Below are 26,532 nucleotides of genomic sequence, written 5' to 3'. Positions count from 1 at the left end.
TATCGGCATAAAATGCTACAGCGCGCTCCTCTTTATAGTTGTCTTCCGGAGACGGAACAACTTTTCCAGCCGCTCGTCGTACATGGCCACACCGCCGGGCGACTGCTTACTGTACCGGTACAGGTGCATCAGCAGTGCCGTGGTATATTTCAACAGCAGCGAGGTTTCGGCATTCCCTCCGTATTCCAGTACAATGAGGTGAAACAGGTCCTGCAAGGGTTTTACCATGTGTTCCGGGATGCGCACCCCTTCATTATTAAAAGGAAGAAACAACAACCGCAGGTACGGCTCCTCTATCAGGTGGAAGAAATCTTCCGAAAACACGATCACCCTGGCCAGCGGCCGTTTTTTGGCGGGAATGCTGTGTACCGGTGTTTGCCCAGCAGGTACACGGTGTCTTTAAGAATGGGAAAGGACTCGAAATCGATGAAGTGCTCACCGGCGGTTTCGCCGAACCATACCAGGGCATAAAAGTCGATCCGGTGACTGGGGGCATGATCGCCGAATGTAATACTCCGCTCCGATGCCGGGAACTGGATATCGTTGAGCTGGTGAACCGGAATATTAATCAGTGTTTTCATGCACCGGGGACTTTACATGGTCGAGTTGCCCGGTAAAAATAAGGGAAATTGGCCAGATGTGCTCCGGCCGTATTTTATCCCAATTTTTTCCTTAGCCATTTGCGTACGGGCTCGTCATACCACTTCAAACTTGCGTACGCCAGCACAATACCACCAACCAGGATCGCCAGGGCGTAAGGCCATGCATCCGCAAGGGTTACGCCTTTATTATTGCTGATCCAGGCCACGTAGAAGTAAACGAGCGGGTAGTGCACGAGGTAAAGCGGGTAGGAAATGTCGCCCAGGAATTTGCAGATCCTGCGTTCCGTTTCGGAATGTATCACGCCGCTGGCGCCCATGTATACGATGAGCGGGAACACGAGGATGATACATACGGCTTCATACATCCCGTTCATCCAGAGATGATCGGCGCCGCCGATCCGAGGCATATACAACACGGCTGCCAGCAGCAGGCCGCACCATAAAAAGGCATTTTTAATACGGGTCGGTTTGGCTACGCGTGATAACAGCAAACCAGCAAAAAAGGGGTACATCGTCCGGGTAAACCCAATACGCACCTGTTCCCAATTGAGCGTCCATCCGCCGCTGACGTCGCCCGCTGGACTGGTGATCGCCAGGTGTGCAAGTGCAACAGCCGACATCGCCACCAGGATACTCAATGCGGTGTTGGAGAACTTCCGGATACCAATGGCGTAGAGGATATTCGCGATATATTCGAAGAACAGCGACCAGCCTACACTATTGAGCGGATGCATCTCCTGCCATCCCCTTATATCCATAGATAAAGGCACCGGCAGGATCGTATAACCGATCAGCATCACCAGCAGCATTTTCCATACGGGAACGGTGTGAATGTCTGGCCAGATCGTGGAATCTGTAAAGTAGAAACCAATGGCGCCCAGGGTCATACCAAGCACCACCATGGGCTGTAGTCGTTCGATACGGCGCCTGAAGAACGTACCGATGGTCATTTTACCCCAGCGGTCGTCGTAGGCGTAACCGATCACGAAGCCCGACAACAGGAAGAAGAAGTCTACGGCCAGGTAACCGTGGTTCACCAGGATATCGAGGTGCCCGGTAGCTAACGGCTCGGCCAGATGGAAGGTGACCACAATCATAGCAGCAACGCCGCGCAACCCGTCTAAAATCGGGTAATGCGGCTTTGTGCCAGGGTTACAGTTTATCATCATTTACCAGTTATCTCGCGTACACTTCTATCGTGGCGTTCGTTGGCCTTCTCGGCGCCAGGAACGTATCCACCTGCCGATAGTGCTTTTTCAGCTCGTCCCGCAGGGAGAAGGGATAGAAGTTATTGTTATAAGGTGCGTATTCGTACAGCACCACATCATAATATTTACTGCGCACTTTGGCGTTAAAATCGTCGAGTTGTTTGTTGAACATGCCTACCCCCAGGTGATACCACAGCGGGTAATTGTTGCCGGTTTCCAGTTTGAACGGCGTGATGCTCGCCAGCGGCGTCAGCTCTGTCATGTTCAGTACTTTGGCGTTACCGTTCGCGCCTTTGATTTCCGGCATAGCCAGGAAACGCTGCATCCCGTCTACCGTCGATTTCGGCATATAGATTTTCTTAAACTCAGGAAAATCCGTAAACACCCACTCGGACGTAGGCACGTCGGTAGAGTCGTAGCTAAGCATGAAGTTATTGCGCGAAATAACATTCTCGCCGGTTTTAGACTGTACAATGCCCGATTCGGGCGGCGTCATGAAACGGGAGAATACGCGGTCGAGGTACTTCCAGTAGGAACCGGACCACCACAGTAACACCATAGCGCCGGAGATGATGAATGGTTTCCATTCTTCCAGTTTAAACTGGAGCAGCCCGGACGCCTGCTGCATGATAAACGCGAAGGCAAAGGCGTGGAAGAAGATATTATTATCCGGCGGCGTGTAGCTCGTTACCTGGAAGATAGCGGCTTCGGCCAGGATGCCCAGGGTTACCAGCGTGAGGAACATCAGCGGCCGGTTGTTCCACGCAGCCCTGATATTTTTCGCGGCAGGCGCCAGCAACAACACCATCAGCAATACATAAAACTTGATCCACTGCGACTGCCCGAGTATTTCGGCGAGTATATCGCCAATGGATAAACGTGAATTATGCGGTGGCTGACCATGATTAAACCAATAGCCGATACCGTAACCGGCAAACGCTTTAAAAGTAATGATCGCTATGGCAAAGTAGAAACCCAGGAAAAACAGGGCATCTTTCCATTTTTTAGATTGAAGCACATGGTACCCCACCAGGGCCAGTGCCAGCAACAGGGCCAGTCCACCCCCATCCTGCTTGGTAAAGAAAGACAGGAACAGGAAAAACGCGGACGCCAGCAATTGCGGGATGCGCCATTTATTGGGCTGCTCGTTGGTGATAGCCGCCAGCAGGAACGCGATGCCCACCAGTTCGTACACAATTACCGTATGATTATACCAGGGCCAGAAGTTAAAGAAGGAATACGACAATGCAAATACCAATACCGCCAGCACCCGTACCCCAAGGTTTACGTTCAGGCTCTTCTGTATGCTGCGGAACGCAAAGCCGCTCATGATGTTCAACGCGACCTGTGCTTTTACCAGCGATATCATTGCCGGACCAAATAACTTGAAAAACAGCGCCGGCATCAGCCAGAAGCCTATACCCAGCGGCGTACCGAAGTCGCGGTAGGGCATTTGTCCCTGTGAAAGGCGGTATGCACCCTCCCAGGAGAGGAAAATGTTCACCCGGTAAGGGAACGTAACGAATAAAGGTATAAGGGCCAGACCGATAATGATTAAACATTCTATGATGGTGGCGCGCTTACGGTTTAATAATATGCCTGACATAACTAAGTTGGGGCGGTTAAAAATCAATTGCGGGTCAAAAATAGAAGATTATTGCATTAAAATGGTAGCCATTTATTAATATCTATTTATTTATTCATATTAAATAATTGTAAACCAGTTAATTATTTGAGTCAATTGCTCTTTTAAATGGATGAACGGGGGTGCGGAAAATGGAATGTCAAAATTTCGTTCTATCTTTGCGCCCAACAATAATGTTTAATCCCCGTGCAATATCTTAAACTATTACGCCCTGCACATTGGGCCAAGAATGCATTCCTGTTTATTCCGCTCTTCTTTGCCGGCGAGCTCACCAATGTTGACAAGATCATTGAGCTGATCAAGGCGTTCGTGGCGTTTAGCCTGATCGCCAGCAGTATCTACATTATTAATGACTACCGCGATATTGAGAACGATCGCAAGCACCCGAAGAAAGCAAGCGCCCCCTGGCAAGCGGGGCGGTGAGCAAACCTGCGGGACTGGCCATCTTCTTTGTGTGCGTGGTATTGGGTATGGCGACCGGTTACTTCGTCAAAGAGAAGTTCCTGTTTGTACTGGGCATTTACTTTGTGATGAACATCGCTTACTCCTTCGGACTGAAGAACATTTCTATCCCGGACATCATCATTGTATCCATCGGCTTTGTGCTGCGCGTGAAGGCCGGCGGTATCGCCGCCAACATCCCGGTGTCGGAGTGGCTGATGATCATGGTGTTCCTGCTGGCGCTGTTCCCGGCCATCGCTAAACGCCGCGACGACGTGCTGCTGAAGATCGAGTCCGGCATGGACATGCGCAAAGCCTCCAAGGGTTACAACATGGACTTCCTGAACGTATCCCTGGCGCTGGTATCGGCGATCATTATCGTGGCGTACCTGATGTATTGCATGTCGCCCGAAACCATGACGCGTTTTCATACCTATCGCTTATACTATACCTGTATATTCGTAATTGCGGGACTGATGCGGTACCTGCAGATCACTTACGTGGAGAACAATACCGGTTCTCCCACCAAAATCCTGTACAAGGACCGCTTTGTGCAGTTAACCATTCTCCTCTGGATCCTGAGTTTTTACGTATTAATCTATTTACCAACGGATCAAAGTTTCTTCAATTAATATTACTATGCCAACAGTGCTGATACTGGGTGCAGGCTCCGATATGGCCGTGGCGGTCGCCCGGAAGTTTGCTACCGAAAAATACAACATCCAGCTCGCCGGCCGCAATGCCGGTTTGATGACTGCGCTCAAAAATGACCTGCATCTCCGTTACGGCGTAACCACCGAAGCCCTCTCCTTCGATGCATTGGATTTCGCTTCACACACCGCGTTTTACAACAGCTTACCTGTGAAGCCCGATATTACCATCTGCGTGTTCGGTTACCTGGGCGACCAGGAGAAAGGTCAGGCCGACTGGAACGAAGCTGCGCGCATCCTGCATACGAACTATACCGGTGCGGTTTCCATCCTGAATGTAGTAGCGGAAGATTATGCCGCTAAACGGGCAGGCCTCATCGTGGGCATCAGCTCTGTAGCGGGCGAGCGTGGCAGGCAGAGCAACTACCTGTACGGCAGCGCCAAAGCAGGTTTCACCGCTTACCTGTCCGGACTGCGCAACCGCCTGTTTCATACGGGCGTGCACGTGCTGAGCGTACAACCCGGCTTCGTAGCCACCCGTATGACCGAAAACCTGAACCTGCCCGGTATCTTAACCGCGCAGCCGGAACAGGTGGCCAACGACATCTACAAAGCCGTACAAAAGAAAAAGAATACCATCTATACCAAATGGTTCTGGCGTTACATTATGCTGATCATCAAGAGCGTTCCGGAATTCATGTTTAAAAAACTGAAACTGTAATGAAGCAGATCGCGTTTTTTGATTTTGACGGAACGATTACCACGAAGGACACCCTCTGGGAGATCATCCGTTTCCAGAAAGGTACGCCTGCCCTGGTGGCCAGCTGGCTGATACTCTCTCCTATCCTGGTGATGTTTAAATTAAAGATGATCTCTAATCAGCGCACCAAAGAGCTGATGTTGAAATATCACTTTTCCGGCATGTCCTTAACTGATTTCCAGAAAGGCTGCGATGACTTTTGTGGCTCCGCGTTGCCGGCGATGATTCGTCCCGGTGCGAAGGCGGAAATTGCGCAGCACCTGGCGAATGGGGTGCGGGTGATCGTGGTGACGGCTTCGGCGGAGAATTGGGTGGCGCCCTGGTGTGCTTCGATGGGTATTGAGTGTATTGGGTCGAAGCTGGTGGTTAACAATGGTAAAGTTAGTGGTATGATTGACGGGCTTAACTGTAATGGGGATGAGAAGGTTTGCCGGATTGAGGCGGCGGTGACGCTTGCTGATTATGAGAAGATATATGCTTATGGTGATAGCGGCGGGGATAAGCAAATGTTGGCGATGGCGCAGGTGGCGAGTTTCAGGCCGTTTAGAAGTTAATTTAGATAGATAGGGCTGCCCGGTGAGCAGCCCTTTTGCATCAGGAATTTTCAAGTTTTCTGCTTTGTAAATAAGCCATTAACCCCACCCAGGCCGCAACACCGATAATTATTATTGATCCTATGATGCTGATGGACGTAAAAAGCAGGACCACAGCCGCAACACTGGCGACTACCCACGTTATATCAAGGCCAGTAATAATTTTCGCCAGGCTTTTCTTAACTGGTGTCGCCAGCGCAGTTATAAAAACAAACAAGGCAAACACGATCAAAAAGATACCTGTTTCCGCAAAGGGCACGGTACTTTGTACATCGAATAACCTCGAAAAAAAAGTGGGACTCGTCGCCAGGAAAATCCCAGTGGCGCCGGAGCTTATGGCGTTGATCAACAATACATTTTTTAGTGTCATGATTTATTCTTTTTTGTTTCCACAAACATACTTCCCTATAAGCCGGGGATTATTACCTTTACGCGACATCGTGTTATCATTTTGCGCCATCACAACGAAGTAAGCTCCATCGTTTCGACATTTGTGTATGAACTACAGACAAATATTCTTTCAGTCACTGATCATCTTTTGCAGGAACCGCGAACTCGATATAGACAGGGCCGCATTATTGGCCGGCATCCCCGCAGAAAAGTTCCGGGATACTTTTGAACTTACCGATCTCCGGTAGAAGCGTTATGGAAGAACATTATTCATCTTTCCAAAGATGAATTGGTGGGAACACACTTCGGTTCCACCATGCAGATCGCTGCATTAGGTGTCGTGGGACAGATTATCCAGACAAGCGCCAACGTAAAAGATGCCCTGCTCCATGCCTGCGCCTTCGTTCACCTGTTGACGGACTTTTATACGATGGAGGTTGAAGAACACAAGGATACTTTTAGCATCCTGTTCCGTCACAATAAAGGCTCAGAAAAGTATCCCAACACACGGGATCAAATGGGAGACTTTCTTGCTGCCTTTGCCCTGTATGAACTAAACGGCCTGTTAATGGTGCGCCCCAAGCCCGTAAGTGTTGGACTACCCACCTATAAAACGAGCTTTGACAGGGAATATATGGGGTTATTCAGATGCCAGCCGAAAAGAAGCACACATTACCGGCTTGAATTCCAAAAAGCATTTCTGCAGGAGCCGATCATTACTGCCAACTACGAGATTCAGACTTTATTGTTGGGCCAGATAAGCAGTATGTCGGGCAGCTCCACACTTCATGGTCGCTTCTCGGCAAGAATATTCAATTATCTTATAGCCAATTCTTATCTCAATGCCCCATCACTCGAAACGGTAGCCGGGAATTTCTGCATGAGCGCCCGAACTTTGCAACGCAAACTAAAGGAAGAAGGTGTATCCTTTCTTGATATACTGGAAGAAGTACGCAAGTCTTTGGCTGTACGGTACATACAAAACGACGCTTTTACAGTTAAAGAAATTTCGCAGGTCTTAGGTTATGCAGAACCGGCTGGATTTGTGAGAGCGTTTAAAAGATGGACGGGGCAAACACCGACGGATTATCGCGAATGGAAAAATATTCAGCACATGTCTCACACGAAAAGAGGGCGCCCGTAAGCGCCATCGCGTCAACCATATTCACCCGCTTACTCCGCATCATGCCCCGCCCACATCATCACCAACCCCGCCCCTAACCTGTTCAGCCAATCTGTGTTAGGCTCCAGCGTCGGTTTATAAAAACCGGGATCCCCAGTAGACATCACCTGCGCAAACTGCATCCAGGTTTCATCCTGCAAACAATTAAACGTCTGCGACAAGCTATCACTGATGACAAAGTAGCTGCCATCTTCTTTACCCCGATACTTCCCTAACGCATTAACGGTATCCATCGTGGCCGTTTCATCATCGGAAAGCCGTCCGATCACACGCCCCGGCCCGGATTCTCCCTCTATCGTCAGCACATGTTCCCGCGGATCCCGGGTGATGCCAATAATCCAGTTTCAACACTTTTCTCACGTGTCGCGGCATCAGTTCTTTCAAGACCTCGTCGCTGGCATGGAATACATCCGGGTGAAGTTCCGCCAGATGGCGTGCTACATGAAACGCTGGTATTGCTCCTTCCCTTGCCCAGTAATACGACGGGCACAAATCGCGTTCATCGAAAGCGATGGATAATTCCTCATTATTCACCACCCAATATTTCGCCCAGGGTTGTATATCTCCGCCAGAAACTGTTTCGCGGTAGTTGAAATAGTTGATCGGGTACAAGTGATAACAGTTCCTGAACTTATCGGCAGCAAAGGTCTTCGGCGATCGGGTGCAATTGCCCACCGCATATAGCTTCAGCACAATTTCGTCCTGCTCAACAACGTATACCAACTTCTCGAAAACGGCGATCCAGTGACTTCGCACATTGGTAAATAAACTCACCCTTGCAGATAGCAACATATCGAACGGATCATTCAGTTGCATCAGCGAATACCGGGTATCTGACTGATGACAGTCCACCTCGTATAATATATCCCGAACATTAATCATGATAATCGTATTTAGATGTGAATGACTCAATGGCGTGACGCCAACAGGAAAGACAGTGGACTAATTGGGCTTATTGGACTATCTATATCTTCGGGAGATATTGGAGACACCTCTCCATTTTCCGAAAACCCAACCTCACCGCCCATGCGGCTGAAGCAACCGGAATTGGTGAACTGTCCTGCCTCGAAAAGCTCCGGATCGCCCGTCACCAGCACTTTAGCAAACATCTGAAAAGTGATATCCCAGTGTGGATCCCAGGTGGGAGAAGGATAGCGATGGAAAGCCAACTCGGCATCACCTTCCTTTGCAGCCATAATAACAAAAAAATTACCCAGATGTCGTCGGACAGGACTCCCAGAAACTCCGCTTCATCCTCCCACGAAACGTCAAGCAAAAGATGATGGTACGGATCGCGATGCTGCCACTCTTCCACCACTAATACCCTGTTTACATCTTGCGGCAAACATGCAGACAATACCTTTGTATCTGCATGCCACATATCTTTTTTGTAGCAGCGAGGTAACACAGCTGATCCATCAGCGAAATTTGCTCACCATTGCACCATGGGACGCTTTCGGCGATCACCGCCGGATCCTGTTCCAGTTCAATACTAATGCCGCGCATCATCCAGGGTGAAGGATTTTCCGGCATATAATCACCGTCCCAATCCGCTTCACAGTCCAGGATATTAAGGAGATCCTCCACCATCATGTTACTAAAATCCGCATCCTGCTTTAGTGCAGGTATCTGGTAACAATTACCATAAAAATTAGTTTGCAGCTGTACGCCATTCGTCGACATGATCACCTTTTCCATTGCCAGCGCCCACTTTTCCTTACCGTCACTAAAAAGCGTGATCCGTGAAGAAAGCAGGGATTCCTTCATTACAATCAATTGCATCGGCTTAATACCGGGAGTGTTATGCGCAGCTTTCAGCGCGTCGAGAATTGTAGTTGTTGATAACATAAAACAAAGTTTAGCGTTGAATAATATCAAAATAATATCCCCTGTGTGGCGGAAGCCGCATTACCAGGAAGATCGCGAACGGTTACCAGTACATAAGCATCGCGTAATGACCGGTTGGCCTTTTGGGCAGTGTAAGTCCAGCTATCGCCGAAGGCCGGCAGTGCACTTCCCTGCTCCACCAACTGGTTGCCAGGCAGCAGGATGTCGACCGTAACAGACGAAACGTATACATTATCCGTTGCCGTAATTGTGATAACGTCGCCTATCCGTCCCTTATACAACTCCGTGCTGATATTGATTATTCCGGGCGGCTTAAAGTAATCGGCTACTGCCAAATGGTAAATACTTTGCCCGTTCACGCCGAGCTTTTCATACTGACTTCTTGTAGCCGGATCGTTGATCGCAAATTGCCCCCAGGCGTTGGCTCCTGCCATCATCAGCAACGTGCCTTCTTTTGGGGATACTGACAGCGGCGCCCGGGGCTGTACGCCGGTAGCGGGCGACAAGCTGAGCAGAGATCCCTGCAACCGGTTTGGAACGTGGAATTGTCGTTTTTTCATAACATATGATTTGGTTATTGCAAAGGTGCGTATACCGTGATTTTTATTGTTACCGTGTTGGTAATAAGATTATGCGGATTTGTAATTTCTTTGGTTTGACCATTTTTGGCAGATAAAAACACAATTATTATCTTCATCATGATTCAGCCTACCGTCGCAGCATTACACCAAAATCCAATCTTATGCTCTTTAATTTCCCCCAAAACGGGGAGGTGACGGTTACGACGCATCATCATCCCCACACTTTCGTTGACCTCATTACCCACGCCGATGTTATGGAAACCACCGGCACATTCGGCGCTATTCAGCAGCAAACCGATGCGGGTGGACGCAGCCAGGTGGCCTTTTATCACTTCCGTCTGAAATCAGCTGTGGAGGCTTACTTTGACCTGGAAGAACCCGGCGTTTTTCTCAATTATGTAGTGACGGGCCGGATAGACGCTCACCATGATCAACTGGGCGACATGTGGCAGCAACATCATACTTGCAGTCTTAGTTATTTGCCCACTGGTAAACATTGCTATCGCATCCAGAAAGGGAATTGTATATCGGTGAAGGTGAAGATCAGCCTTCCGCTCATTGAAATGCTGAGCAAAAGCTATCCGGACCTTCATACCTTTTACAAACGCGCCTCCACATTAAGTCCTGATGGCTGGCGCCTTCCTTATGTGCCCACCGGAAGTAAAACCACGAAGCTATTGCGGCAACTGGCCTCTTGGACAAATAGGCGCACCCCGCGAAGTATTGGTCGACAGCCAGGTTGATAAACTGATGCTGCAGTTCATCGATGACCTAGCTAAGACAAAGAAGTCCAAAAAGGACACCTATCAATATGATCCGACGGAGGTCGCAGCTATCCTGGAATCAAGGGATGAAATCCTTAGCCGCAGGTACCTTGGCGTACCCATTCCTTTGATGGCCCTGGATTTCAATATGCCTTACCGGAAATTTAACCGTTACTATAAAAAAGCAACGAACAGCAATGTACGGGACGATAAAAAACGGGACCGGGTGAAAGCTGCCTGCAAATTGCTTACTACCACCGACCTGTCGGTAGGAGCTATTGCCGATGAACTGGAGTACAAGAGTCATGCATCGTTTACCCGCACCTTTTGCGAGGTCATGGGATGCACCCCAACCAGGTACCGGCAGTATCACCGGCGGGGCGGCGATGCCTAATGCGGGCGGCGGAAAAGTCCCCGGCGTTCCAACTCGCGGCGCAACTCCTCTTCAGAAGGTAAAATGAGGCTGTATTTAGACGCAAACAACTGCCTGCTTTCGTCCAATACGCTGTATTTCACCATCGTCATGTCCTTATCCGCGCAGAGGATCATACCCAGCGTAGGGTTATCGTCGGGGCCTTTTACGAGGTCTTCGAACATGCGCACGTACATGTCCATCTGGCCAATATCCTGGTGGGCAAGCGCCGTTATTTTCAGGTCGATGAGGATAAAGCACTTCAGGATGTAGTTGTAAAAAACCAGGTCGATAAAAAAGTGTTTGGTCTCTGTAGCAATCCTGTACTGACGGCCTACGAATGAGAAGCCCTTTCCCATTTCGAGCAGAAAATGCTGTAACTGGCCGATAATAGCCGTTTCCAGGTCGCTTTCCGATGCAGATGGCGGGAGTTCCGCTCCCAGAATTCAAGCATGTACGGGTCTTTAATAAAGCCGGTTGCCGCAGGCGGTGGTTCATCGTTTGAAGCCTGGCCCTGGGTAGATAACAGCCGTTCGTAATAGAGACTGTTGATGTTACGTTCCAGCGTTCGCGTACTCCAAAACTGCGAAGCGGTTTCTGATACATAGTAGGTCCGTGCTGCCGGATTATCTACGCGCATAATGAGCCGGTAGTGCGTCCAGCTCAATTGGCTACGCAGTGCGTAGCCAATCTCGAAATCCGGGAACACCAGGTAAAACTGCCGGAAGTTTTTCAGGTTGGGTACGGAGAATCCCTTACCAAATTCGGCCACCAGCCGTTTTGACAACTGCACGATCAGGTACTGGCCATACCCCGCACGTGTTTCTCCGCTTTGCTCCTGCTCTGCGATCCGGCGGCCTATCTGCCAGTACACGCTTAACATCGCAATATTTACATTCACCGCAGCCCTGCGCTGCGCATCTTTGAACAAGGTCCGGATTTCTTCGGCCAGCCTGACGATATCAGCGGCCATTTGTTGACTATCCATGGCTAAAATATACTAGTGATTAAAAAAGGCGCACCACGCGGGTGCGCCCTCTGTTAGATTAATTACAGCGTCACATCCAGCGAGCCTGTATTGCCCGGCATGTCTGTCGCCGTTACCTGGATGACGGTGCCCGCCAGTTCAGGATTTGGTACCGTGGTCGTGTACAACCACTTTTTGCGGCTTTTCGGATCAATGATCGCGGCGCCTTCTTCCAACAGTTCACCGGCAGCGTTCAGGATGCGAACGTCTACGGCTATTACGCGGAAGTCGTCTTTGGCCTTTATCCTGATCACATCTCCAACTACACCCTTATAGCTGTCAGTATCCACTTCCCTTACTTTGGGCGCTTTAAAGAAATCGCGCACGATGGTGCCGCGCAACGTATTCTCCGGATCAAGTGCCGCTTCATACAGCGCTTTCAACTCGGGATCCGCCAGTACTTCCTGTGCATAATCAGACGCATCGGCAAATCGATCGCGGTGCTCAAGCTGTCCTTGTGTGGGCTCCCTGTTAGGGTCAGTTTTAGGCATCCGGCTGGCTACGGTACCCTTGCGTGTTTTGCGAAAGACAATCTGCTTTGCAACATTGCCCCTTAAACCTTCGATGAAAATGTTATTATCTACGTGTGCCATAAAATTTGTTTTTGTGATTAGAAAAATTTGTTAATACAACCGCCATGGAAGAAGGTTTCAGAATGTCGCTCCTCATTCCCCGGCCTAAGCGATGCTTCCATTCCGGCGGCTGACATTTCAAAAGTAGGACGAACAAATGCCTGAAAAATTCACCGATTGGTGGCCACGGGTCTACCGGTTGGTGGCGACGGGTTTACCGGGTGGTAAACTGCATATACCCTATTCCGGATCACAAGACGATCCTAAGAGGATCCTTACTGGATTGTAACTAACTGTAACTAACTTTCGCCATTTTACTGGGGTTTCAGCATGGTTTTAGTTACCATCCTCTTAGGATCCTCTTACGAGTCACAGTAAACCCTTATTTTTGCCTGCCGTCTAAGCAATGCCTCATTTACTTTTAAACACGTTTATATGAAAAACAAACCTGTATTTATTAACGAGGGCGGCATTCTTGTAAAAATTGATGTAGACGCACTGCTGGTATTGGAAGTAGACAACAACTACGTCCGCTTTATCGGCCCGGATAAGGAATACACCTGTAAGACCACCTTAGACAATGCGCTGGCCAACCTGCCACCGGGCATGTTCGTACAGGTGAACAGGGCTTGCGCCGTAAGCATCCGCCACATTGAGCAATTAGACAGCCAACACGTCACCGTGGCTGGACAACAACTCGTAATTGCGAGAGGATATTTCAGTAAAATCAAAGCGCATTTGTTCATCCTGGGCGATAAGCGAAGTATGGCTGCTCATGCTTTGACGCGATAGAAGCCTATATTTTTGGCGAATTCATTCCCCTTCAGTATTTTCGGCATCTCCATTTCAGCCTTCTCGAACAACCAAGACAATCGGCCCTCCACGTGGCTACGATAGTGTACTAACTACAACATATTTTATGGGAGATAACCTTAATAATGCCGGCAAGCAGGACGACATCCGTATTAACGTTAACGAGTCCTGGGAATTACGGGATTGGTGTATAAAACTCGGAGTAACGCCTGAGCGGTTGCGGGAGGCGGTGAAAGCGGTGGGGCCGTTGGTGAGGGATGTGAAAGCTTACCTGGCGAGGTGATTTACTCATGATATATTTTAGGCGGTCCTGTCTAGCTCTGAATAATTGAAGGCTAAAGCCTCAAATTTGCCGCAATTTGCTAAATTTAGTTATCACCTGTGGTTAACAACATTCTTATTCAGTCGGTGAGGCTCGAATTGCTTTTGAAGATTTCCCAATTCCAGCCCCGGAAGAAAACCAGAACTATGAACACATCTCCAAATAAACTTGCAACAACTTCCGCGATAATGTTTGCATTACTCGGAATGCTCTTCGATGTAATCGGCCAATCAAAGGTTGACTGGGGAGTAATACCAAAATGGCTTATCGCGGGAGTGCTTTTCGGTTTTGCAATGCGTTATTTTTTCCAAAGAAAGTGAAAGCGGTGAACGATTTCTGCCAGACTAAATCCAGCCCCTAACTTGCTAATCCCCAACATTTTCCCTAAATTCGAATCACCAAACCACCCCCAAAACATGAACCAATCCCAAAATCCCCAAAAGCCCGTAATGGCCCTATCCGCCTTTACGGACAACACCCAGTAAAAGCCGTGTTATCACAGCTCCACGAAAAATTCGGCAACACCAATAATCCAACACCAAACATGGACAACCTCCTCGTCAGCGACACCCTCGACGACCAGGGCAACCAATACGTCCACCTCGTACAGGAAGGCGGCGGCGTACTCGGCGTGGCGCTTGTTGGCTACACCTACATCCTCGAAAAGGCAGGCATCCGCTTCATGCGCCTCGCAGGCACCAGCGCCGGGGCGATCAATACCGCCATGATGGCCGTGATCGGGAAAAAGGAAGACGCCAAATCCGAAAAAGTGTTGAATTATCTCTGTAATAAAGACCTGTTCGACTTTGTAGACGGGCATCCTTTTGCGCGCAAAGTAATCCGGAAACTCATCACACAGGAACACTACTTCAAAAATGTAAAGAAGCTGATCACCGCCACGGCAATAGCTATGGCGGTACTGTTAATGTTGAATATCATCTGCATCGGGCTAAAAGACAATCCTGTATTCGCACTGATCGGCAAGTTCAGTTTCGTGTTTACCGGTATGCTCGTGGTAAGTGTACTGGTCGGACTGGGCTACTTCAACATGCTGCTGAAACGCTTTAAGGACAGGGGGTTCGGGATTAATCCGGGGAAGGATTTCCAGGACTGGGTGCGCGATATTATGCAGGAGCACAACGTAACAACAGTTTCAGACTTTATCGAAAAAGCAGGCACGGTACCACAAGGCTTGCACCTGCGGAACGGCGGCTCCTTAAAAGACCTTGGGCCCGATGTAACACTCATCACCTCCGATATCGTTACACAGAATAAAATAGAGTTCCCGAAAATGTGGGACCTGTTCACCACAGATGAAAAAACACTGCATCCCGCGCAGTTTGTAAGGGCATCCATGTCGATCCCGATCTTCTTTGAATCTTCGGTGATACAGGATATTCCGCGGAACGAAACAGCCATTCAGCAAAGCTGGATGAAACACCTGATGACCGATCCCGGCGATGTACCGAGCGCGGTGAGGTTTGTAGACGGCGGCATCCTCTCCAACTTCCCGATCAACATTTTCTATAACCCTAAAATAGAAGTGCCGCGCCTCCCGACATTCGGCATTGACCTCGACGATGTAGCACCCGAGGACAAGGAGAAAAGCCGGCAGAATACGGGTAAGATGGGCCTTGCCGGCTACATGGGTCGCATGTTTAATACGATCCGGTATTATTATGATAAAGACTTCCTCCTCAAAAACAGCCTGTTCAAAAAAGGCATCGGGCGCATTGACGTACATGAATTCAACTGGCTCGATTTCTCCATCAGCGATGAAAGAAAGTAGCCCTGTTCGTGAAAGGCGCAGAGGCCGCAGGACAGTTCCTGCAAGGGTTCGACTGGGAAGCGTACAAAGCCGATCGTCGCGAAGCCTTCGATAAACTGAACAAAGTAAAACCTATTCAACAATCTTTAACAACCGCCGCCGTATGATCTGCACGCCCTGTATGACGCAAAACCTCTGGTTTTACTTCGCCGTATGTTTTACACTGTTCCTTATCACCACCTATATCATGGTGCGTCTTGGCCGCCACTTCTGTATTCATAAAGCCGGTGCAGATGTGCCTTTCAGCATCATGGACCTCATGATGCCCCTCTCCGAGCGCGAATTAGTCAATATGTGCCTCACCATGCCCGAGTCCTCTAAAATCGCTGTACGCCGGCAACTGACCGTGGATTATCTCTATATGTTCGGCGTATACCCCGGTGTGGCGCTGCTCTGTGGGATTGCGGCCAATAAGATGGAGCACATCGGCAAATGGTTCTTTTGGATACTCGCTGCCGCGCAACTACTGCCCCGGCTGTTCGACATCCTCGAAAACATCTACCTGGCGCGAAAATTACGGAACCCCGTGGTGGACGAGCAGCATCCGCAGCGATTCGCGCGGTACATCTGGCAAGTGAAAGCCAAGTTCATTATCGGCTTTGCGGGAGCCATCTGCGCGGTATTTGCCCTTTTATACTACTGGCTCACGGCCGATTTTAAACCGGATACGCCCTGGTACCTGCTCTTTATGCTGGTGGAATTGATCTTATTTGTGGTGATCACGAACCTAAAACCGAAGAAAAAGGAGGTTCTCCCTTAAAATATGTAGGTTTGCCGTTCGTCTTAAGAGTATATGGAACAAGCAGAAAAGAAACCACGTGTCAGTGCCTCCGGATTAAAAAAGATCAGCAGGTTATATAAATACGCAAAACCATACCGCTGGCAGTTTTCGCTGGGGCTGGTGCTGTTATTCATGTCCAGCGCGGCTACGCTGTTTTTCCCTAAGTTGATGGGCACCCTTGTGGATGCCGGTCACCGTGGCAATATCCGCGAGCATATCAATACCACCGGGGCTTTGCTGGCGGGATTGCTCGTCGCGCAGGCCACCTTCTCGTTCTTCCGGATCAGCATTTTCGTGAAAGTAACGGAGAAAACACTGGCCTCCCTGCGACAATCCACCTACGCACACCTCATCCGCCTGCCCATGAAGTTCTTCGCGGAACGCCGCGTGGGAGAGCTGAACAGCCGAATTTCTGCCGACATTTCCCAGTTACAGAGCACCTTTACGACCAGCCTGGCCGAATTCATCCGCCAGATCATCATGATCGTAGGCGGTATCGTGCTGTTGCTGGCCACCAGCTGGAAACTCACGCTGTTCATGCTGGCCATCATCCCGGTGATTTGCGTGGTAGCAGTATTCTTCGGTAAGTTCGTGCGCAAGTTCTCCAAAGAAGCGCAGGGACAGGTAGCCGACTCCAACACCATCGTGGAAGAAACATTGCAGGGCATCTTTAATGTAAAAGCCTTCGCTAACGAGTTATTCGAGATCAACCGCTATAAACGCAAAACCGACGACGTAGCGCGCACCGGCATGCGCGTAGGTAAGTACCAGGGCATGTTTGCCTCGTTCATCATCCTCGGCCTCTTTGGCGCCATGGTAGCCATTGTATGGCGCGGCGCCCTCATGATTGCCGACGGACAACTGCTCGCAGGCACCCTGTTCAGTTTCGTGCTCTACACCGGCTTCATTGGCGGTTCGATCAGCGGTCTGGCCGATATTTATTCCAGTGTACAAAAGAGCATCGGCGCCACCGAAAACCTCCTCGAAATACTCGACGAGCCCATCGAACCCATTCATTTCGAACCGATCAAACAACATATATCCGGCGCGGTTGCCTTCGACAACGTTTCCTTCCGCTACCCTTCCCGTAAAGACATCCCGGTACTGCAGGACGTAAGCTTCGAGGCCCAGGCCGGCTGGCAGGTGGCCCTCGTTGGCCCCAGCGGCGCAGGCAAATCCACCGTGGTATCCTTACTGTTACGGTTCTACGATCTCGAAAACGGTCAGTTGTTGTTCGACGGCAAACCCGCATCAGACTTCGCACTGAGCGACTTACGCCGCCAGATGGCCGTAGTGCCGCAGGATGTGTTCCTGTTTGGTGGCACGATCCGCGAAAACATTGCCTATGGCGACACCGATGCTTCAGAAGACGCCATCATCGCGGCCGCGAAGCAGGCCAACGCCTGGGACTTCATACAGGGCTTCCCCGAAGGACTGAACACTGTAGTAGGTGAACGCGGCGTGCAGCTTTCCGGCGGTCAGCGCCAGCGCATCGCCATCGCACGCGCCGTATTGAAAGATCCGAAAATACTGATCCTCGACGAGGCCACTTCCGCCCTCGACTCCGAATCCGAGCGCCTGGTACAGGATGCCCTCGAAAAACTCATGAAAGGCCGCACCAGCATCGTGATCGCGCATCGCCTTTCCACGATCCGCAACTCCGATCTCATTCTCGTCATGGACAAGGGCCGCATTGTAGAAGGCGGCACGCATGAGGAGCTGATGATGAAGGATGAAGGGTTGTATAAAGGGCTTGGGGAGTTGCAATTCTTAGGGTAACCAGCCACATAACCACTTTCAGCCGCCGCTGTGTCACTCACTTCGGCGGCTTTTTCTTTGCGCTCCCCCAAATCATTTATACCAACAAAAGCATAAAAACGTTATATTTTTGCGCAATCGCAATGGCAATTATGACACAGACATTCAGGCAATTTTTAGTGACGGCATTTCAGCATGGGGATTACACAACGGATGATGTGATTGCTTGTGTGCTGCCACTGTTCCGGACCGTAATAAAGATCCATGAAGACCAGCTGGTGGCTCCTTTTGAACGGGAGGAAGCGTTGATTGCCGAGGGGCAAACGCTGACCATGAACACGGACATGGCCGGCATGCCGCAGTTCAATATTCCGGCGGTGAACGCACTTACCCGCTCCCAATCGCCACATTTTGAGGTAGTTGACAAAGTAAAGATCACCGACGACAACGCGGTGAGCCTCCGCATACAAACCGACCTGCAACAACCGCTGAAACATCCGGCGTATATTCCTGGTTACCAGGGTTATGAAATGTTGCTGAGCCACCACGACGAACAGACCGACATTTTTTGCCTCGGGCTCGTACTCGGCAGTATGGCCATGAGCCTGGACCTGTATGACGAAAAGAACTCGCGCTGTTTGTCACGCACCGCTCCCACCCAAGTCGTTACAAACAACGTATTCACCCGGCCGTGGGCACGCTGATCGCGGAAATGACGGAACTGGACCGCAACAAACGTACGCAGGACCTGTACGAAGCCATTCACCGGCTGGAACATTACCGCGACTTCGATCCGGAAAAGCAACTGGACCTTGCCGAAGTAGCCGGCTGGGGACAAAAAACCAGTAACGACCGCAATACCTTTATTCTCAATAAACTCCGTAACCGTCTGTTCGATTCGAGCCGGCGTAATCGTTTGCTGTATTATAAATCCAATGCCCGCTTCGTGAACCTCACGATCAGCAGCGTGCCCATGGTATTACATTACCAGAGCATCCGTCCCCAGCACCTCTTCACCTGGAACGAAGACATTGCCGCGAACGTAAAGGGCATGAAGGAGATGTCGCTCAACAAATACCTGCGGTTCGATGACCACCCGTATCTGCCGGCGGCACTTAATAAAATCCGTGTGGAAGCGCAGCACGACATACAGGAATTTGGCTTCAGTCAGCTGAAACTGGTGATCGCGTTTTTAAGCTGGCACAACCTGCGCGACGAGGCCGATGAACGCATCCAGAGCCCCTTGCTGCTCATACCTGTCGAACTGAAGAAAAAGAAAAGTGTAACGGAAGATCAGTACCTGTTAAAGGTAACGGATAACGAAGCCGAGGTAAACCCGGTACTGGCCAACTTCCTGCACGAATTATACGGCATTAAATTGCCGGAATACATCGACCTGGACGAAATGAGCCTGCAACAGTTTTATCAATTGTTACAGGTGCAGATCGAGGGGGCGAACCGCGGCATTGTGCTGCAGTATTCGGATAAACCGCGCATCAACCTGGTATATAAGGAAGCGCGGCAAACCGTAAATCAATACCTGAAAAGGCTGAATAAACCCGGCGCGGCCGCGGATACCAAGGCGGTAGCCACCTTAACGCCCGACGAAGAAGCGCCGCAGCTCATTACCGACCCGGTAACCGAGAAGGAAATGTTTACCATGGCCGAAACGGAGGCCAATCCCTACCGCTGGGACTTTGACGTGTGCAACATGGTGCTGGGCAATTTCAATTATAAGAAAATGAGCTTGGTGCGCGATTACAATAGTGTGATGGAGCAGGATGTGGCACACGAGGTGTTTGAACAGCTGTTCAGTGCGCAACCCAAACCGTTGCAACATGGCGTACCGGAATCGGCCCCGCCCGATCAGTGGTTTCATGTGATTAATGCCGACCCCACGCAGGCCAGGGCCATATCGCAGGCGCGTACGGGGGAAAGTTATATCATCCAGGGTCCTCCGGGTACGGGTAAAAGCCAGACGATCACGAACCTAGTGGCCGACTTCGTAGCCCGTGGCAAAACGGTGTTGTTCGTATGTGAAAAGCGCGCGGCGCTGGATGTGGTGTATTACCGCCTCAAACAACAGGGGCTCGATGAGCTGTGTTGTTACATTCACGACAGCCAGGGCGACAAACGTCCTTTCATCCGCAACCTCAAAGCCACTTACGAAGATTTCCTGCATAAGAAAATGGACCTCCACAGCATCAACCTGAAAAGAAGTGTGCTGTTGCAAAACATGCAGGAACAGCTGCTGCTGCTGGAGCAATATCATAACATCAACGCCGAAGAACAGGAACTGGCGGGCGTCAGCGTACACCGCCTCATCGAAAAGGTGATCGGCATGCGGCCGCTGTTACAGCAGATGCAGGCGAAGGAGGAAGAACTCCTGCCCCACTACCAGCAATGGTTGCAGTTCGGACAGGTCATCGAACAACTGGGTAAAGCACTGGAAGAAACCGGCGCATCGTCTTCTTTTGCAGAACATCCCATCAGCCGGCTGAACGAGCAGGTATTTACATCGCCACAACCACATCATTTGCTGGAGCAGCTGTTGCAACAAACACAGGAACTGCTGAACGCCGTAATCCGCGTTGTGGAGGAAAATAATGTGGACGCCGCATATGCAGGAAGTATCGAAGGCATCCGGCAGCTGGTGTTGCATGCCACGCTGTTACAACCGCTGGCGGAAACCGGCAACTTAGAACTGGTAGATCCCGCTAACCCGGCTGCACAGCAGTTCGACCAGCAAGTGGTGCAGTACAAGCTGGCGCAACAGGCCCAGGCGGCCATCGTGGAACAGAATCGTAATTGGAAAAGGAAATTCAGCCAGCAGGATACGTTACACGCAATACAGGTGGCCACGCAGCAGGAACAGGCGTTTTTCCGTTTCCTGAATGGTACCTGGCGGCAACTGAAAGCACAGATAGATGACAGCTACGATTTTTCGCAGCACCTCGTTAAACCTGCGTACAGCGCTATTCTTGAACAATTGAAATCTGAATATGATGCAGCTGACAGGGTGAACGAGTTATATCGCCAGCTGCAACAGCAATACCGGATCGATCACCTCGATATGACGCGCCTCGCCATTGAACGCATGCGCGCAAAGATGGACGACCGCAGCCTGCAATATTTATTAAAACATCCCGAAGCATCCCGGCTGGTGAAACAACTCGCAGGCATACACGAAATCTTGAACCGCCTGGACACCCAACTCCGCCAGTGTTTGCAGGACCCGGCACGGCCTTCTGTACAGGAGCTGCTGGACGACCTGGAGAACATCAGCATCAACGCCGATTCGCTGGACGACCTGCTGCCCGCACTCGGCAACTACGTCAACATGCCCGATGGTATTAAACACGCGGTGCGCCGCATGCCCATGTCGCCCGAACAGATGGAAGCGAACATGGCGCATAAAACGCTGCGGCATATTTACCAGTATAATAAGAGCTTTGCAAATACGGACAGTCTTGCTATTGAGAAAGCCGTGGAGCACGTACGTCACAACTACAAACAACTGCTGAAACTCAATGCCGACTGCATCCGCGCCAATATCCGCCAGCAGTTCCAGCATCACGTGGATATCAGCAATCGTTCGCTGGCACAGTTGAAGGAAGATGAACAGCAATTCAAGAAAGATTATGCCGAAGGCCGGCGTATTCTCGAAAACGAGTTTTCGAAAAGCATGCGTCACAAGAGCATTCGGGAACTGGCGGAAAAAGAAAGTGGTTTAGTGTTAAAAGACCTGAAACCAGTTTGGTTGATGAGCCCCCTGAGCGTGAGCGACAGCCTGCCGCTGGACGTCAACTTCTTCGACGCCGTTATCTTCGACGAGGCCAGCCAGATTACGCTGGAAGAAGGCGTACCGACCCTCTACCGCGCGCCACAGGCCATCATTGTGGGAGATGAAAGCAAATGCCGCCGACCGACTTCTTCGCAGCGAAGAGCGGCGATCCGGACGACCTGAAATGACCTATGACGAGGACGAAGACGATATCCTCAGCGCAGACGCTGACAGCCTGCTCGTACAGGGCGCGCGCAAAATGCAGAGCGTGATGCTCGGCTGGCACTACCGCAGCCTGTACGAAACGCTGATCAGCTACAGTAACCACGCGTTTTATGACGCCAGCCTGCTCACCATCCCCGACAGATCGATCCATCATAAAGAGAAAGTGCCGATTGTAAGCCAGTTGCCCGAAGATGCGCCACAGTTTGCAAATGCGCTGTTCGACCGGAGCATCAGTTATCACTTTATGCAGCATGGGCAGTATGTGAAACGCAGCAACACCGGCGAAGCCGCCTATATCGCGGAACTGGTGCGCGAATTATTGCGGCGTGGCGCGAAAGAGAGCATCGGTATCGTGGCCTTCAGCCAGGAACAGCAGCACGCCATCGAAAATGCGCTGGATGCCCTGGCAGACAAAGACAAAGTCTTCTCCCTACTGCTGGAAGAAGCCCAGGAGCGCACAGACGACGACCAGTTCACCGGCCTGTTTATCAAAAACCTGGAGAACGTGCAGGGCGACGAGCGCGACATCATCATCCTCAGTATTTGTTACGCACCCGACAAGCGCGGCAAGATGGCCATGAACTTTGGCCCCATCAATAAAAAAGGTGGCGAAAAACGCCTGAACGTGATTTTCAGCCGCGCCCGGAAACACATGGCGGTAGTGACCAGCATTCGCCATACGCAGATTACGAACGAGTACAATGCCGGCGCCAATTACTTCCGCCGCTTTTTGCATTACGCCGAAAACGTAAGTGCCGGTCACATGCAGCAGGCACGCCAGATCCTGGATGGATTGTTGCCGCAGAAGTTCCAGCACAAACAACGTGCAGGCGAAGACGTTATTCGCCAACAGGTACGCCAGCAATTGGAACAGCGTGGGTTCACGGTAGCCGAGCAGGTGGGCCAGAGCGGCTTCCGCTGCTCCCTGGCCGTGAAGTTGTCGCCGGACGATGACGCATACACCCTGAGCATCATCATCGACGATGAAAACTACTATGCAAATCCCGACGTCATCGAACAATACTACCAACGCCCTGCCCTGCTGGAAAACGCAGGCTGGCGCACGATCACAGTGTTTGCCAAAGACTGGCTGCATCAACCGCAAAGGGTCATGGATGCAATTTTGAAGAAACTGCAACATATCCGCGAAGAAGCACCTAAAGCACCGGCAGCGCCGCAAAGCCTGTTCCCGGAGGCCACTCCTTCGCCCGTAGCAGCTACCGGCGCCTATGATGCGCTGACGTTCCGCCGGTTCACCCAAACCGGCAGGTTCTGGGAAGTAGCCACGGATGGCGCGAAACTGATCGTACGGAGCGGTAAAAACGGGGCAAAAGGGCAGGTACAGGTGAAAACGTTCCCGGGCGCGCAGGCGGCGCTGGCGGGGATGGAGAAACTGGCGGAGGATAAGGTGAAGGAAGGCTGGGAAGAAGTTGTTTAATAGTGAAGGGCGACCACCTGTCCCGGGCCGCCCTTGCTTATAGGTGATTAAGGATGTACTGCCAGCGCGGTGAACTGTTTGACCGCTTCACCGAGGTCGTACACTTTTGTTTTACCACGCAGCGCATTCGCGATAATGCTGCTGCCTGCCGCGCTGCGGTAACCGCCGGCGCAATGCACCACTACGGGTTTATGAATGGGAATTAACCGGGCCCTTTCCTGCAATTCACTCAGCGGAATGTTGATCGCATGCGTGAAGACTGGCTGTGCCGCGGCTTCGGAGGCGTTGCGTACGTCGATGATCGTGTAGTCGTCTTCATACATTTTCAGGTCTTCGATGTCCAGCACGTCCATTTGTACGGGGCCCTGTAAGACGAATGCCTGTTTAATGAACGGTTCATAACCGATCTTGGCGGCGCGGCCCATCAGTTCGCGGAGCTTTTCGTGGGATGCTGCCACCAGGTAAAACGCGGTGCCGGGTTTCACGAACGTGCCGAGCCAGGTTTCAAAGCCGTTGCCTTCCTGCAGGTTAATAGCGCCGGCTAAGTAGCCCTGCCTGAATAAGCGGGAAGGGCGGGCGTCGATGATGGGCAGGCCTTTGTCCGTTTCAACTTCATCTTGCGCCAAAGGCACATGCAATAAAGCATCGGCGAGTGCGCAAGCGCCTTTAAGGTTCACCATCACATCATAGGGAAAATAAGCGGGCACGAAAGGCTGCTCGCTGTTCAGGGCAGCCACGAATGCTCTTTCGCTCATATCCTGGAAAGCCCAGTTGCCGGCCTTCTCGGTGCCGATGGTGCTGCTGCTTTCTTTACCCGGGCTTTGCCGCAGAGGGAGCCTGCGCCATGCGCGGGGTATACGATCACCTCGTCTTCCAATACAGCCAGCTTCTCCCGGAGGGAATGATACAGCTGTGCGGCCTGTTTGTTCCGGTCGGCCGTAATGTTACCCGCCTGCTCACGCAAATCGGGGCGGCCCACATCGCCAACGAACAGGGTGTCGCCGGTGAATACGGCCTTGTTTTCGCCGTTTTCTTCCAAAAGGATGGAAATACTGTCCGGCGAGTGACCGGGCGTATTCAGCGCCTTTAATTTGATTTCGCCGATGCTGATTTCGTCGCCATCGTCGAACGTGGTATGCGGATAATAAGCGCCTGCTATTTTAGAGATGTAGAGTGTAGCGCCGGTTGCGCGGTGCAGCTCCAGGTGACCGCTCACAAAGTCGGCATGCGGGTGGGTTTCGATCACCGCGGTAATGCGTGCTTTGTGCGCCAGGGCAAACTGCAGGTAGGGGGTGATGTCGCGCGATGGGTCGATCAATACTACTTCTGCTTCTTTTTCGCTCAGGATGGCGTAAGAATAGTGCGCCAGTGGCCGGTCTTCGAACTGTTGTATTTTCATGACAGTATGTTTAACGTGGTATAAAGGTACCAATGGCCACACCGGCAATAAAAGACTTCGCTCAAAGCAGCGACTGAGAAACGTCAGTTTTACGCACAAAAAAGGCGCGACCCGAAGGCCGCACCTCGTGAATACAGTATGGTTCCGTCAGGCCGTTAAACTGCTCAGGCCTTTAGTGACTGCATATTGCCGGATAAGGTTCAGGATGTACTCGTTCTCCGGGTAAGGTGTCAGGAAGTCTTTTAACATTTCAACACTGGTCACGGCCATATCGCGGGTAACGTACCCCATGCCGTAGAACTTGCCGCGTTCCATCAATACACAACTTTGTTCTCCCACGCCACGGCCGTTGCCCATGATCACGTACGAAGGCTGTTCGTCCTGCAGGTGCCGGATGGCTTCCAGTACGCGTTGGTTGTACGTTTCCGGCGTTTCCTGCTTTTCGCAGGCGCCATGGCAGGAATGGTCTGCCCGGCCAACACAATTCGGGTCCGTTTGCAGGAAACAGAGTTTTGGGCACAGTTCGAATTTAGCGACGAGCTGTTTCAGGCGGTTGCGGCCATCCAGCATCAGGTTGAAGCTGAAGAGCGGGACGGTATGTTTGCGGCGTTTTTCGATGGCCAGGCGCAGGTAACCCTGCTGGTCTTCGAACAGGTAAAAACCGAAACGGGCCTCTACCCTTTTCTGTGAATAATTATAGGCCGGCCACAGGCGTTTGATCTCTACCGATTCGAGGATAAAAGCCATCAACTCGGTACCGGTGGGCTCAAAACTGATGCTGTGGATGTTGCGCATAAACTCCTGCCGCTGCCTGCCGGCATTGTTGCCCGTAAAGTGGCTGTTAACGCGTTTGCTGATATTCTTCGCTTTACCTACATAAATCACCTTGCCCTTTTCGTCGTGGAAGTAGTACACGCCCGGTTGCGCCGGTAATGCGCGTACCTGTTCCACCGGCAGGTTAGGTGGCAGGAACTGCTCTTTGGAACTTGGCTTCAGTGCGGCGGCGATAGCGCCGTTCACATCGGCCTCCACGAGCATGGCAAACAGTTTGGCGGTAGCCTCCGCATCGCCGCCCGCACGGTGACGGTTCACCAGGGGCACGCGCAGTTGCTGGCAAAGATTACCCAGACTATAAGAAGGAAATCCCGGGAATATCTTGCGGCTCAGTCGTACCGTGCACAACTTTCTGACGTTCAGGTCGTAGCCGTAATGCGCCAGGTGGAATTTCAGGAAAGAATGATCAAAATTAACATGGTGCGCCACGAAAATGTGGTCTTTCAGGAAGGCATAAATCTCGCCCGCCACATCTTCAAAATAAGGCGCATCCGCCACCATTTCATTGGTGATGCCGGTAAGGGCGGTAATATAAGCAGGGATTTTTACGCCAGGGTTAACCAGGGTCTGGTATTGATCTACCACCGGATGCCGTCCGAAATAAAAATAGCCACCTCCGTTATGCCGCTGGCACTCGCGTGCCCTCCCGTAGTTTCTATATCGACAATTGCATA

33 protein-coding genes are annotated in these 26,532 nt (G+C 51.1%); 17 read left to right on the top strand and 16 right to left on the bottom strand.

Annotation, left to right across the window (positions count from 1 at the left end; translation table 11 throughout):
- Positions 1–15 precede the first annotated feature (15 nt).
- The 4 genes from MKQ70_RS08555 to MKQ70_RS08540 all read right to left on the bottom strand — a co-directional run bounded on the left by MKQ70_RS08555 (position 16) and on the right by MKQ70_RS08540 (position 3,416).
- Positions 16–330 carry a hypothetical protein gene (locus tag MKQ70_RS08555; RefSeq protein WP_248069938.1) on the bottom strand — a complete coding sequence of 105 codons (315 nt, stop codon included), beginning with the start codon at positions 328–330 and terminating at the stop codon, positions 16–18.
- Positions 327–581 (bottom strand): hypothetical protein, encoded by a 255-nt coding sequence (locus tag MKQ70_RS08550; protein WP_248069937.1) that lies wholly within the window; start codon positions 579–581, stop codon positions 327–329. The genes MKQ70_RS08555 and MKQ70_RS08550 overlap by 4 nt, the downstream gene beginning before the upstream one ends.
- A 74-nt stretch (positions 582–655) precedes the next feature.
- Positions 656–1,771 (bottom strand): acyltransferase family protein, encoded by a 1,116-nt coding sequence (locus MKQ70_RS08545; protein ID WP_248069936.1) that lies wholly within the window; start codon positions 1,769–1,771, stop codon positions 656–658.
- 7 nt (positions 1,772–1,778) lie between these two features.
- The gene (locus tag MKQ70_RS08540; protein ID WP_248069935.1) at positions 1,779–3,416 is read right to left on the bottom strand and encodes a hypothetical protein; all 1,638 of its coding nucleotides are present in this window, start codon (positions 3,414–3,416) and stop codon (positions 1,779–1,781) included.
- A gap of 225 nt (positions 3,417–3,641) precedes the next feature.
- On the opposite strand from MKQ70_RS08540, the gene MKQ70_RS08535 reads away from it, so the two are divergent.
- Genes MKQ70_RS08535 through MKQ70_RS08520 form a run of 4 tightly spaced genes read left to right on the top strand, consistent with a single transcriptional unit; the run spans position 3,642 to position 5,860 of the window.
- The gene (locus tag MKQ70_RS08535; protein ID WP_248069934.1) at positions 3,642–3,878 is read left to right on the top strand and encodes a UbiA prenyltransferase family protein; all 237 of its coding nucleotides are present in this window, start codon (positions 3,642–3,644) and stop codon (positions 3,876–3,878) included.
- A complete protein-coding gene (locus tag MKQ70_RS08530; RefSeq protein WP_248069933.1) occupies positions 3,875–4,528 on the top strand; it encodes a UbiA prenyltransferase family protein in 654 nt (217 codons plus the stop codon). Before MKQ70_RS08535 ends, MKQ70_RS08530 begins: the two co-directional genes overlap by 4 nt.
- Before the next feature lie 7 nt (positions 4,529–4,535).
- A complete protein-coding gene (locus MKQ70_RS08525; RefSeq protein WP_248069932.1) occupies positions 4,536–5,267 on the top strand; it encodes an SDR family oxidoreductase in 732 nt (243 codons plus the stop codon).
- Positions 5,267–5,860, top strand: coding sequence for an HAD family hydrolase (locus MKQ70_RS08520; RefSeq protein ID WP_248069931.1), 594 nt, complete (start codon positions 5,267–5,269; stop codon positions 5,858–5,860). The genes MKQ70_RS08525 and MKQ70_RS08520 overlap by 1 nt, the downstream gene beginning before the upstream one ends.
- A 40-nt stretch (positions 5,861–5,900) precedes the next feature.
- Here the strand turns inward: MKQ70_RS08520 and MKQ70_RS08515 are convergent, their stop codons facing one another.
- Positions 5,901–6,269 (bottom strand): hypothetical protein, encoded by a 369-nt coding sequence (locus MKQ70_RS08515; protein ID WP_248069930.1) that lies wholly within the window; start codon positions 6,267–6,269, stop codon positions 5,901–5,903.
- Between the two features lie 127 nt (positions 6,270–6,396).
- On the opposite strand from MKQ70_RS08515, the gene MKQ70_RS08510 reads away from it, so the two are divergent.
- Both MKQ70_RS08510 and MKQ70_RS08505 read left to right on the top strand, forming a co-directional pair.
- Entirely contained in the window at positions 6,397–6,537 is a 141-nt protein-coding gene (locus MKQ70_RS08510) for a hypothetical protein (RefSeq protein ID WP_248069928.1), read from the top strand.
- Between the two features lie 44 nt (positions 6,538–6,581).
- The gene (locus tag MKQ70_RS08505) at positions 6,582–7,433 is read left to right on the top strand and encodes a helix-turn-helix domain-containing protein (RefSeq protein WP_248069926.1); all 852 of its coding nucleotides are present in this window, start codon (positions 6,582–6,584) and stop codon (positions 7,431–7,433) included.
- A 29-nt stretch (positions 7,434–7,462) separates the two neighbouring features.
- Here the strand turns inward: MKQ70_RS08505 and MKQ70_RS08500 are convergent, their stop codons facing one another.
- From MKQ70_RS08500 to MKQ70_RS08480, 5 genes are all read right to left on the bottom strand, one after another.
- Positions 7,463–7,705, bottom strand: coding sequence for a DUF7003 family protein (locus MKQ70_RS08500; protein WP_248069924.1), 243 nt, complete (start codon positions 7,703–7,705; stop codon positions 7,463–7,465).
- A 13-nt stretch (positions 7,706–7,718) separates the two neighbouring features.
- Positions 7,719–8,354, bottom strand: a complete 636-nt coding sequence (locus MKQ70_RS08495) for a DUF7003 family protein (protein ID WP_248069922.1) — start codon at positions 8,352–8,354, stop codon at positions 7,719–7,721.
- Between the two features lie 26 nt (positions 8,355–8,380).
- Positions 8,381–8,668 carry a hypothetical protein gene (locus MKQ70_RS08490; RefSeq protein ID WP_248069921.1) on the bottom strand — a complete coding sequence of 96 codons (288 nt, stop codon included), beginning with the start codon at positions 8,666–8,668 and terminating at the stop codon, positions 8,381–8,383.
- A 133-nt stretch (positions 8,669–8,801) separates the two neighbouring features.
- The gene (locus MKQ70_RS08485) at positions 8,802–9,320 is read right to left on the bottom strand and encodes a DUF7003 family protein (RefSeq protein WP_248069920.1); all 519 of its coding nucleotides are present in this window, start codon (positions 9,318–9,320) and stop codon (positions 8,802–8,804) included.
- A 26-nt stretch (positions 9,321–9,346) separates the two neighbouring features.
- Positions 9,347–9,880 carry a hypothetical protein gene (locus MKQ70_RS08480; RefSeq protein WP_248069919.1) on the bottom strand — a complete coding sequence of 178 codons (534 nt, stop codon included), beginning with the start codon at positions 9,878–9,880 and terminating at the stop codon, positions 9,347–9,349.
- A gap of 182 nt (positions 9,881–10,062) precedes the next feature.
- Here MKQ70_RS08480 and MKQ70_RS08475 point away from each other — a divergent pair, with 182 nt between their 5' ends.
- A complete protein-coding gene (locus MKQ70_RS08475; protein WP_248069918.1) occupies positions 10,063–10,644 on the top strand; it encodes a hypothetical protein in 582 nt (193 codons plus the stop codon).
- A gap of 7 nt (positions 10,645–10,651) precedes the next feature.
- Positions 10,652–11,059 carry a helix-turn-helix domain-containing protein gene (locus tag MKQ70_RS08470; protein WP_248069917.1) on the top strand — a complete coding sequence of 136 codons (408 nt, stop codon included), beginning with the start codon at positions 10,652–10,654 and terminating at the stop codon, positions 11,057–11,059.
- Here MKQ70_RS08470 and MKQ70_RS08465 read toward each other — a convergent pair.
- The 3 genes from MKQ70_RS08465 to MKQ70_RS08455 all read right to left on the bottom strand — a co-directional run bounded on the left by MKQ70_RS08465 (position 11,056) and on the right by MKQ70_RS08455 (position 12,697).
- On the bottom strand, positions 11,056–11,445 hold the full coding sequence (locus MKQ70_RS08465; RefSeq protein ID WP_504909722.1) for a PDDEXK nuclease domain-containing protein: 390 nt from the start codon (positions 11,443–11,445) through the stop codon (positions 11,056–11,058). The two genes, MKQ70_RS08470 and MKQ70_RS08465, sit on opposite strands and share 4 nt — an antisense overlap.
- Positions 11,412–12,065 carry a DUF1016 N-terminal domain-containing protein gene (locus MKQ70_RS08460; RefSeq protein ID WP_248069916.1) on the bottom strand — a complete coding sequence of 218 codons (654 nt, stop codon included), beginning with the start codon at positions 12,063–12,065 and terminating at the stop codon, positions 11,412–11,414. The genes MKQ70_RS08465 and MKQ70_RS08460 overlap by 34 nt, the downstream gene beginning before the upstream one ends.
- Before the next feature lie 62 nt (positions 12,066–12,127).
- The gene (locus MKQ70_RS08455) at positions 12,128–12,697 is read right to left on the bottom strand and encodes a hypothetical protein (protein ID WP_248069914.1); all 570 of its coding nucleotides are present in this window, start codon (positions 12,695–12,697) and stop codon (positions 12,128–12,130) included.
- Positions 12,698–13,111: 414 nt separating this feature from the next.
- Between MKQ70_RS08455 and MKQ70_RS08450 the strand changes: the two genes are divergently transcribed.
- From MKQ70_RS08450 to MKQ70_RS08410, 9 genes are all read left to right on the top strand, one after another.
- Positions 13,112–13,468 (top strand): LytTR family DNA-binding domain-containing protein, encoded by a 357-nt coding sequence (locus MKQ70_RS08450; RefSeq protein ID WP_248069913.1) that lies wholly within the window; start codon positions 13,112–13,114, stop codon positions 13,466–13,468.
- A 127-nt stretch (positions 13,469–13,595) separates the two neighbouring features.
- On the top strand, positions 13,596–13,772 hold the full coding sequence (locus tag MKQ70_RS08445) for a DUF3606 domain-containing protein (RefSeq protein ID WP_248069911.1): 177 nt from the start codon (positions 13,596–13,598) through the stop codon (positions 13,770–13,772).
- Between the two features lie 529 nt (positions 13,773–14,301).
- Positions 14,302–15,600: a patatin-like phospholipase family protein gene (locus MKQ70_RS08440; protein WP_248069909.1), complete on the top strand. Its 1,299-nt coding sequence runs from the start codon at positions 14,302–14,304 to the stop codon at positions 15,598–15,600.
- An 8-nt stretch (positions 15,601–15,608) separates the two neighbouring features.
- On the top strand, positions 15,609–15,746 hold the full coding sequence (locus tag MKQ70_RS08435) for a hypothetical protein (RefSeq protein WP_248069907.1): 138 nt from the start codon (positions 15,609–15,611) through the stop codon (positions 15,744–15,746).
- The gene (locus MKQ70_RS08430) at positions 15,743–16,399 is read left to right on the top strand and encodes a hypothetical protein (RefSeq protein WP_248069906.1); all 657 of its coding nucleotides are present in this window, start codon (positions 15,743–15,745) and stop codon (positions 16,397–16,399) included. Before MKQ70_RS08435 ends, MKQ70_RS08430 begins: the two co-directional genes overlap by 4 nt.
- A 33-nt stretch (positions 16,400–16,432) precedes the next feature.
- Positions 16,433–18,199 carry an ABC transporter ATP-binding protein gene (locus MKQ70_RS08425; RefSeq protein WP_248069904.1) on the top strand — a complete coding sequence of 589 codons (1,767 nt, stop codon included), beginning with the start codon at positions 16,433–16,435 and terminating at the stop codon, positions 18,197–18,199.
- Positions 18,200–18,330: 131 nt separating this feature from the next.
- Positions 18,331–18,882: a hypothetical protein gene (locus MKQ70_RS08420; RefSeq protein ID WP_248069902.1), complete on the top strand. Its 552-nt coding sequence runs from the start codon at positions 18,331–18,333 to the stop codon at positions 18,880–18,882.
- Complete coding sequence (locus tag MKQ70_RS08415; RefSeq protein WP_248069901.1) at positions 18,870–22,145, top strand: DUF4011 domain-containing protein; 3,276 nt, start codon at positions 18,870–18,872, stop codon at positions 22,143–22,145. Before MKQ70_RS08420 ends, MKQ70_RS08415 begins: the two co-directional genes overlap by 13 nt.
- Positions 22,084–23,625, top strand: a complete 1,542-nt coding sequence (locus tag MKQ70_RS08410) for an AAA domain-containing protein (RefSeq protein ID WP_248069900.1) — start codon at positions 22,084–22,086, stop codon at positions 23,623–23,625. The genes MKQ70_RS08415 and MKQ70_RS08410 overlap by 62 nt, the downstream gene beginning before the upstream one ends.
- A 47-nt stretch (positions 23,626–23,672) precedes the next feature.
- On the opposite strand, the gene MKQ70_RS08405 is transcribed toward MKQ70_RS08410, so the two are convergent.
- The 3 genes from MKQ70_RS08405 to MKQ70_RS08395 all read right to left on the bottom strand — a co-directional run bounded on the left by MKQ70_RS08405 (position 23,673) and on the right by MKQ70_RS08395 (position 26,443).
- Positions 23,673–24,380, bottom strand: coding sequence for a rhodanese-like domain-containing protein (locus MKQ70_RS08405; RefSeq protein WP_248069899.1), 708 nt, complete (start codon positions 24,378–24,380; stop codon positions 23,673–23,675).
- Positions 24,377–25,024 carry an MBL fold metallo-hydrolase gene (locus tag MKQ70_RS08400; RefSeq protein WP_248069898.1) on the bottom strand — a complete coding sequence of 216 codons (648 nt, stop codon included), beginning with the start codon at positions 25,022–25,024 and terminating at the stop codon, positions 24,377–24,379. Before MKQ70_RS08400 ends, MKQ70_RS08405 begins: the two co-directional genes overlap by 4 nt.
- Before the next feature lie 147 nt (positions 25,025–25,171).
- Entirely contained in the window at positions 25,172–26,443 is a 1,272-nt protein-coding gene (locus MKQ70_RS08395) for an exonuclease domain-containing protein (protein WP_248069897.1), read from the bottom strand.
- Positions 26,444–26,532 lie beyond the last annotated feature (89 nt).

The sequence above is a fragment of the Chitinophaga sedimenti genome (genome assembly GCF_023156195.1).
GTDB classification, from domain to species: domain Bacteria; phylum Bacteroidota; class Bacteroidia; order Chitinophagales; family Chitinophagaceae; genus Chitinophaga; species Chitinophaga sedimenti.
The sequence above is the reverse complement of the archived record's forward strand: the minus strand, read 5'-3'. Positions and strand labels throughout refer to the sequence as shown.

What these genes read in the sequence shown, in the direction of transcription:
- MKQ70_RS08550 (WP_248069937.1), bottom strand. Translation starts at nt 581, where the DNA reads ATGAAAACACTGATTAATATTCCGGTTCACCAGCTCAACGATATCCAG.
- MKQ70_RS08545 (WP_248069936.1), bottom strand. Translation starts at nt 1,771, where the DNA reads ATGATGATAAACTGTAACCCTGGCACAAAGCCGCATTACCCGATTTTA.
- MKQ70_RS08540 (WP_248069935.1), bottom strand. Translation starts at nt 3,416, where the DNA reads ATGTCAGGCATATTATTAAACCGTAAGCGCGCCACCATCATAGAATGT.
- MKQ70_RS08525 (WP_248069932.1), top strand. Translation starts at nt 4,536, where the DNA reads ATGCCAACAGTGCTGATACTGGGTGCAGGCTCCGATATGGCCGTGGCG.
- MKQ70_RS08520 (WP_248069931.1), top strand. Translation starts at nt 5,267, where the DNA reads ATGAAGCAGATCGCGTTTTTTGATTTTGACGGAACGATTACCACGAAG.
- MKQ70_RS08515 (WP_248069930.1), bottom strand. Translation starts at nt 6,269, where the DNA reads ATGACACTAAAAAATGTATTGTTGATCAACGCCATAAGCTCCGGCGCC.
- MKQ70_RS08510 (WP_248069928.1), top strand. Translation starts at nt 6,397, where the DNA reads ATGAACTACAGACAAATATTCTTTCAGTCACTGATCATCTTTTGCAGG.
- MKQ70_RS08500 (WP_248069924.1), bottom strand. Translation starts at nt 7,705, where the DNA reads ATGGATACCGTTAATGCGTTAGGGAAGTATCGGGGTAAAGAAGATGGC.
- MKQ70_RS08495 (WP_248069922.1), bottom strand. Translation starts at nt 8,354, where the DNA reads ATGATTAATGTTCGGGATATATTATACGAGGTGGACTGTCATCAGTCA.
- MKQ70_RS08490 (WP_248069921.1), bottom strand. Translation starts at nt 8,668, where the DNA reads ATGGCTGCAAAGGAAGGTGATGCCGAGTTGGCTTTCCATCGCTATCCT.
- MKQ70_RS08485 (WP_248069920.1), bottom strand. Translation starts at nt 9,320, where the DNA reads ATGTTATCAACAACTACAATTCTCGACGCGCTGAAAGCTGCGCATAAC.
- MKQ70_RS08480 (WP_248069919.1), bottom strand. Translation starts at nt 9,880, where the DNA reads ATGAAAAAACGACAATTCCACGTTCCAAACCGGTTGCAGGGATCTCTG.
- MKQ70_RS08475 (WP_248069918.1), top strand. Translation starts at nt 10,063, where the DNA reads ATGCTCTTTAATTTCCCCCAAAACGGGGAGGTGACGGTTACGACGCAT.
- MKQ70_RS08470 (WP_248069917.1), top strand. Translation starts at nt 10,652, where the DNA reads ATGCTGCAGTTCATCGATGACCTAGCTAAGACAAAGAAGTCCAAAAAG.
- MKQ70_RS08460 (WP_248069916.1), bottom strand. Translation starts at nt 12,065, where the DNA reads ATGGATAGTCAACAAATGGCCGCTGATATCGTCAGGCTGGCCGAAGAA.
- MKQ70_RS08455 (WP_248069914.1), bottom strand. Translation starts at nt 12,697, where the DNA reads ATGGCACACGTAGATAATAACATTTTCATCGAAGGTTTAAGGGGCAAT.
- MKQ70_RS08450 (WP_248069913.1), top strand. Translation starts at nt 13,112, where the DNA reads ATGAAAAACAAACCTGTATTTATTAACGAGGGCGGCATTCTTGTAAAA.
- MKQ70_RS08445 (WP_248069911.1), top strand. Translation starts at nt 13,596, where the DNA reads ATGGGAGATAACCTTAATAATGCCGGCAAGCAGGACGACATCCGTATT.
- MKQ70_RS08430 (WP_248069906.1), top strand. Translation starts at nt 15,743, where the DNA reads ATGATCTGCACGCCCTGTATGACGCAAAACCTCTGGTTTTACTTCGCC.
- MKQ70_RS08425 (WP_248069904.1), top strand. Translation starts at nt 16,433, where the DNA reads ATGGAACAAGCAGAAAAGAAACCACGTGTCAGTGCCTCCGGATTAAAA.
- MKQ70_RS08420 (WP_248069902.1), top strand. Translation starts at nt 18,331, where the DNA reads ATGACACAGACATTCAGGCAATTTTTAGTGACGGCATTTCAGCATGGG.
- MKQ70_RS08410 (WP_248069900.1), top strand. Translation starts at nt 22,084, where the DNA reads ATGAAAGCAAATGCCGCCGACCGACTTCTTCGCAGCGAAGAGCGGCGA.
- MKQ70_RS08405 (WP_248069899.1), bottom strand. Translation starts at nt 24,380, where the DNA reads ATGAGCGAAAGAGCATTCGTGGCTGCCCTGAACAGCGAGCAGCCTTTC.
- MKQ70_RS08400 (WP_248069898.1), bottom strand. Translation starts at nt 25,024, where the DNA reads ATGAAAATACAACAGTTCGAAGACCGGCCACTGGCGCACTATTCTTAC.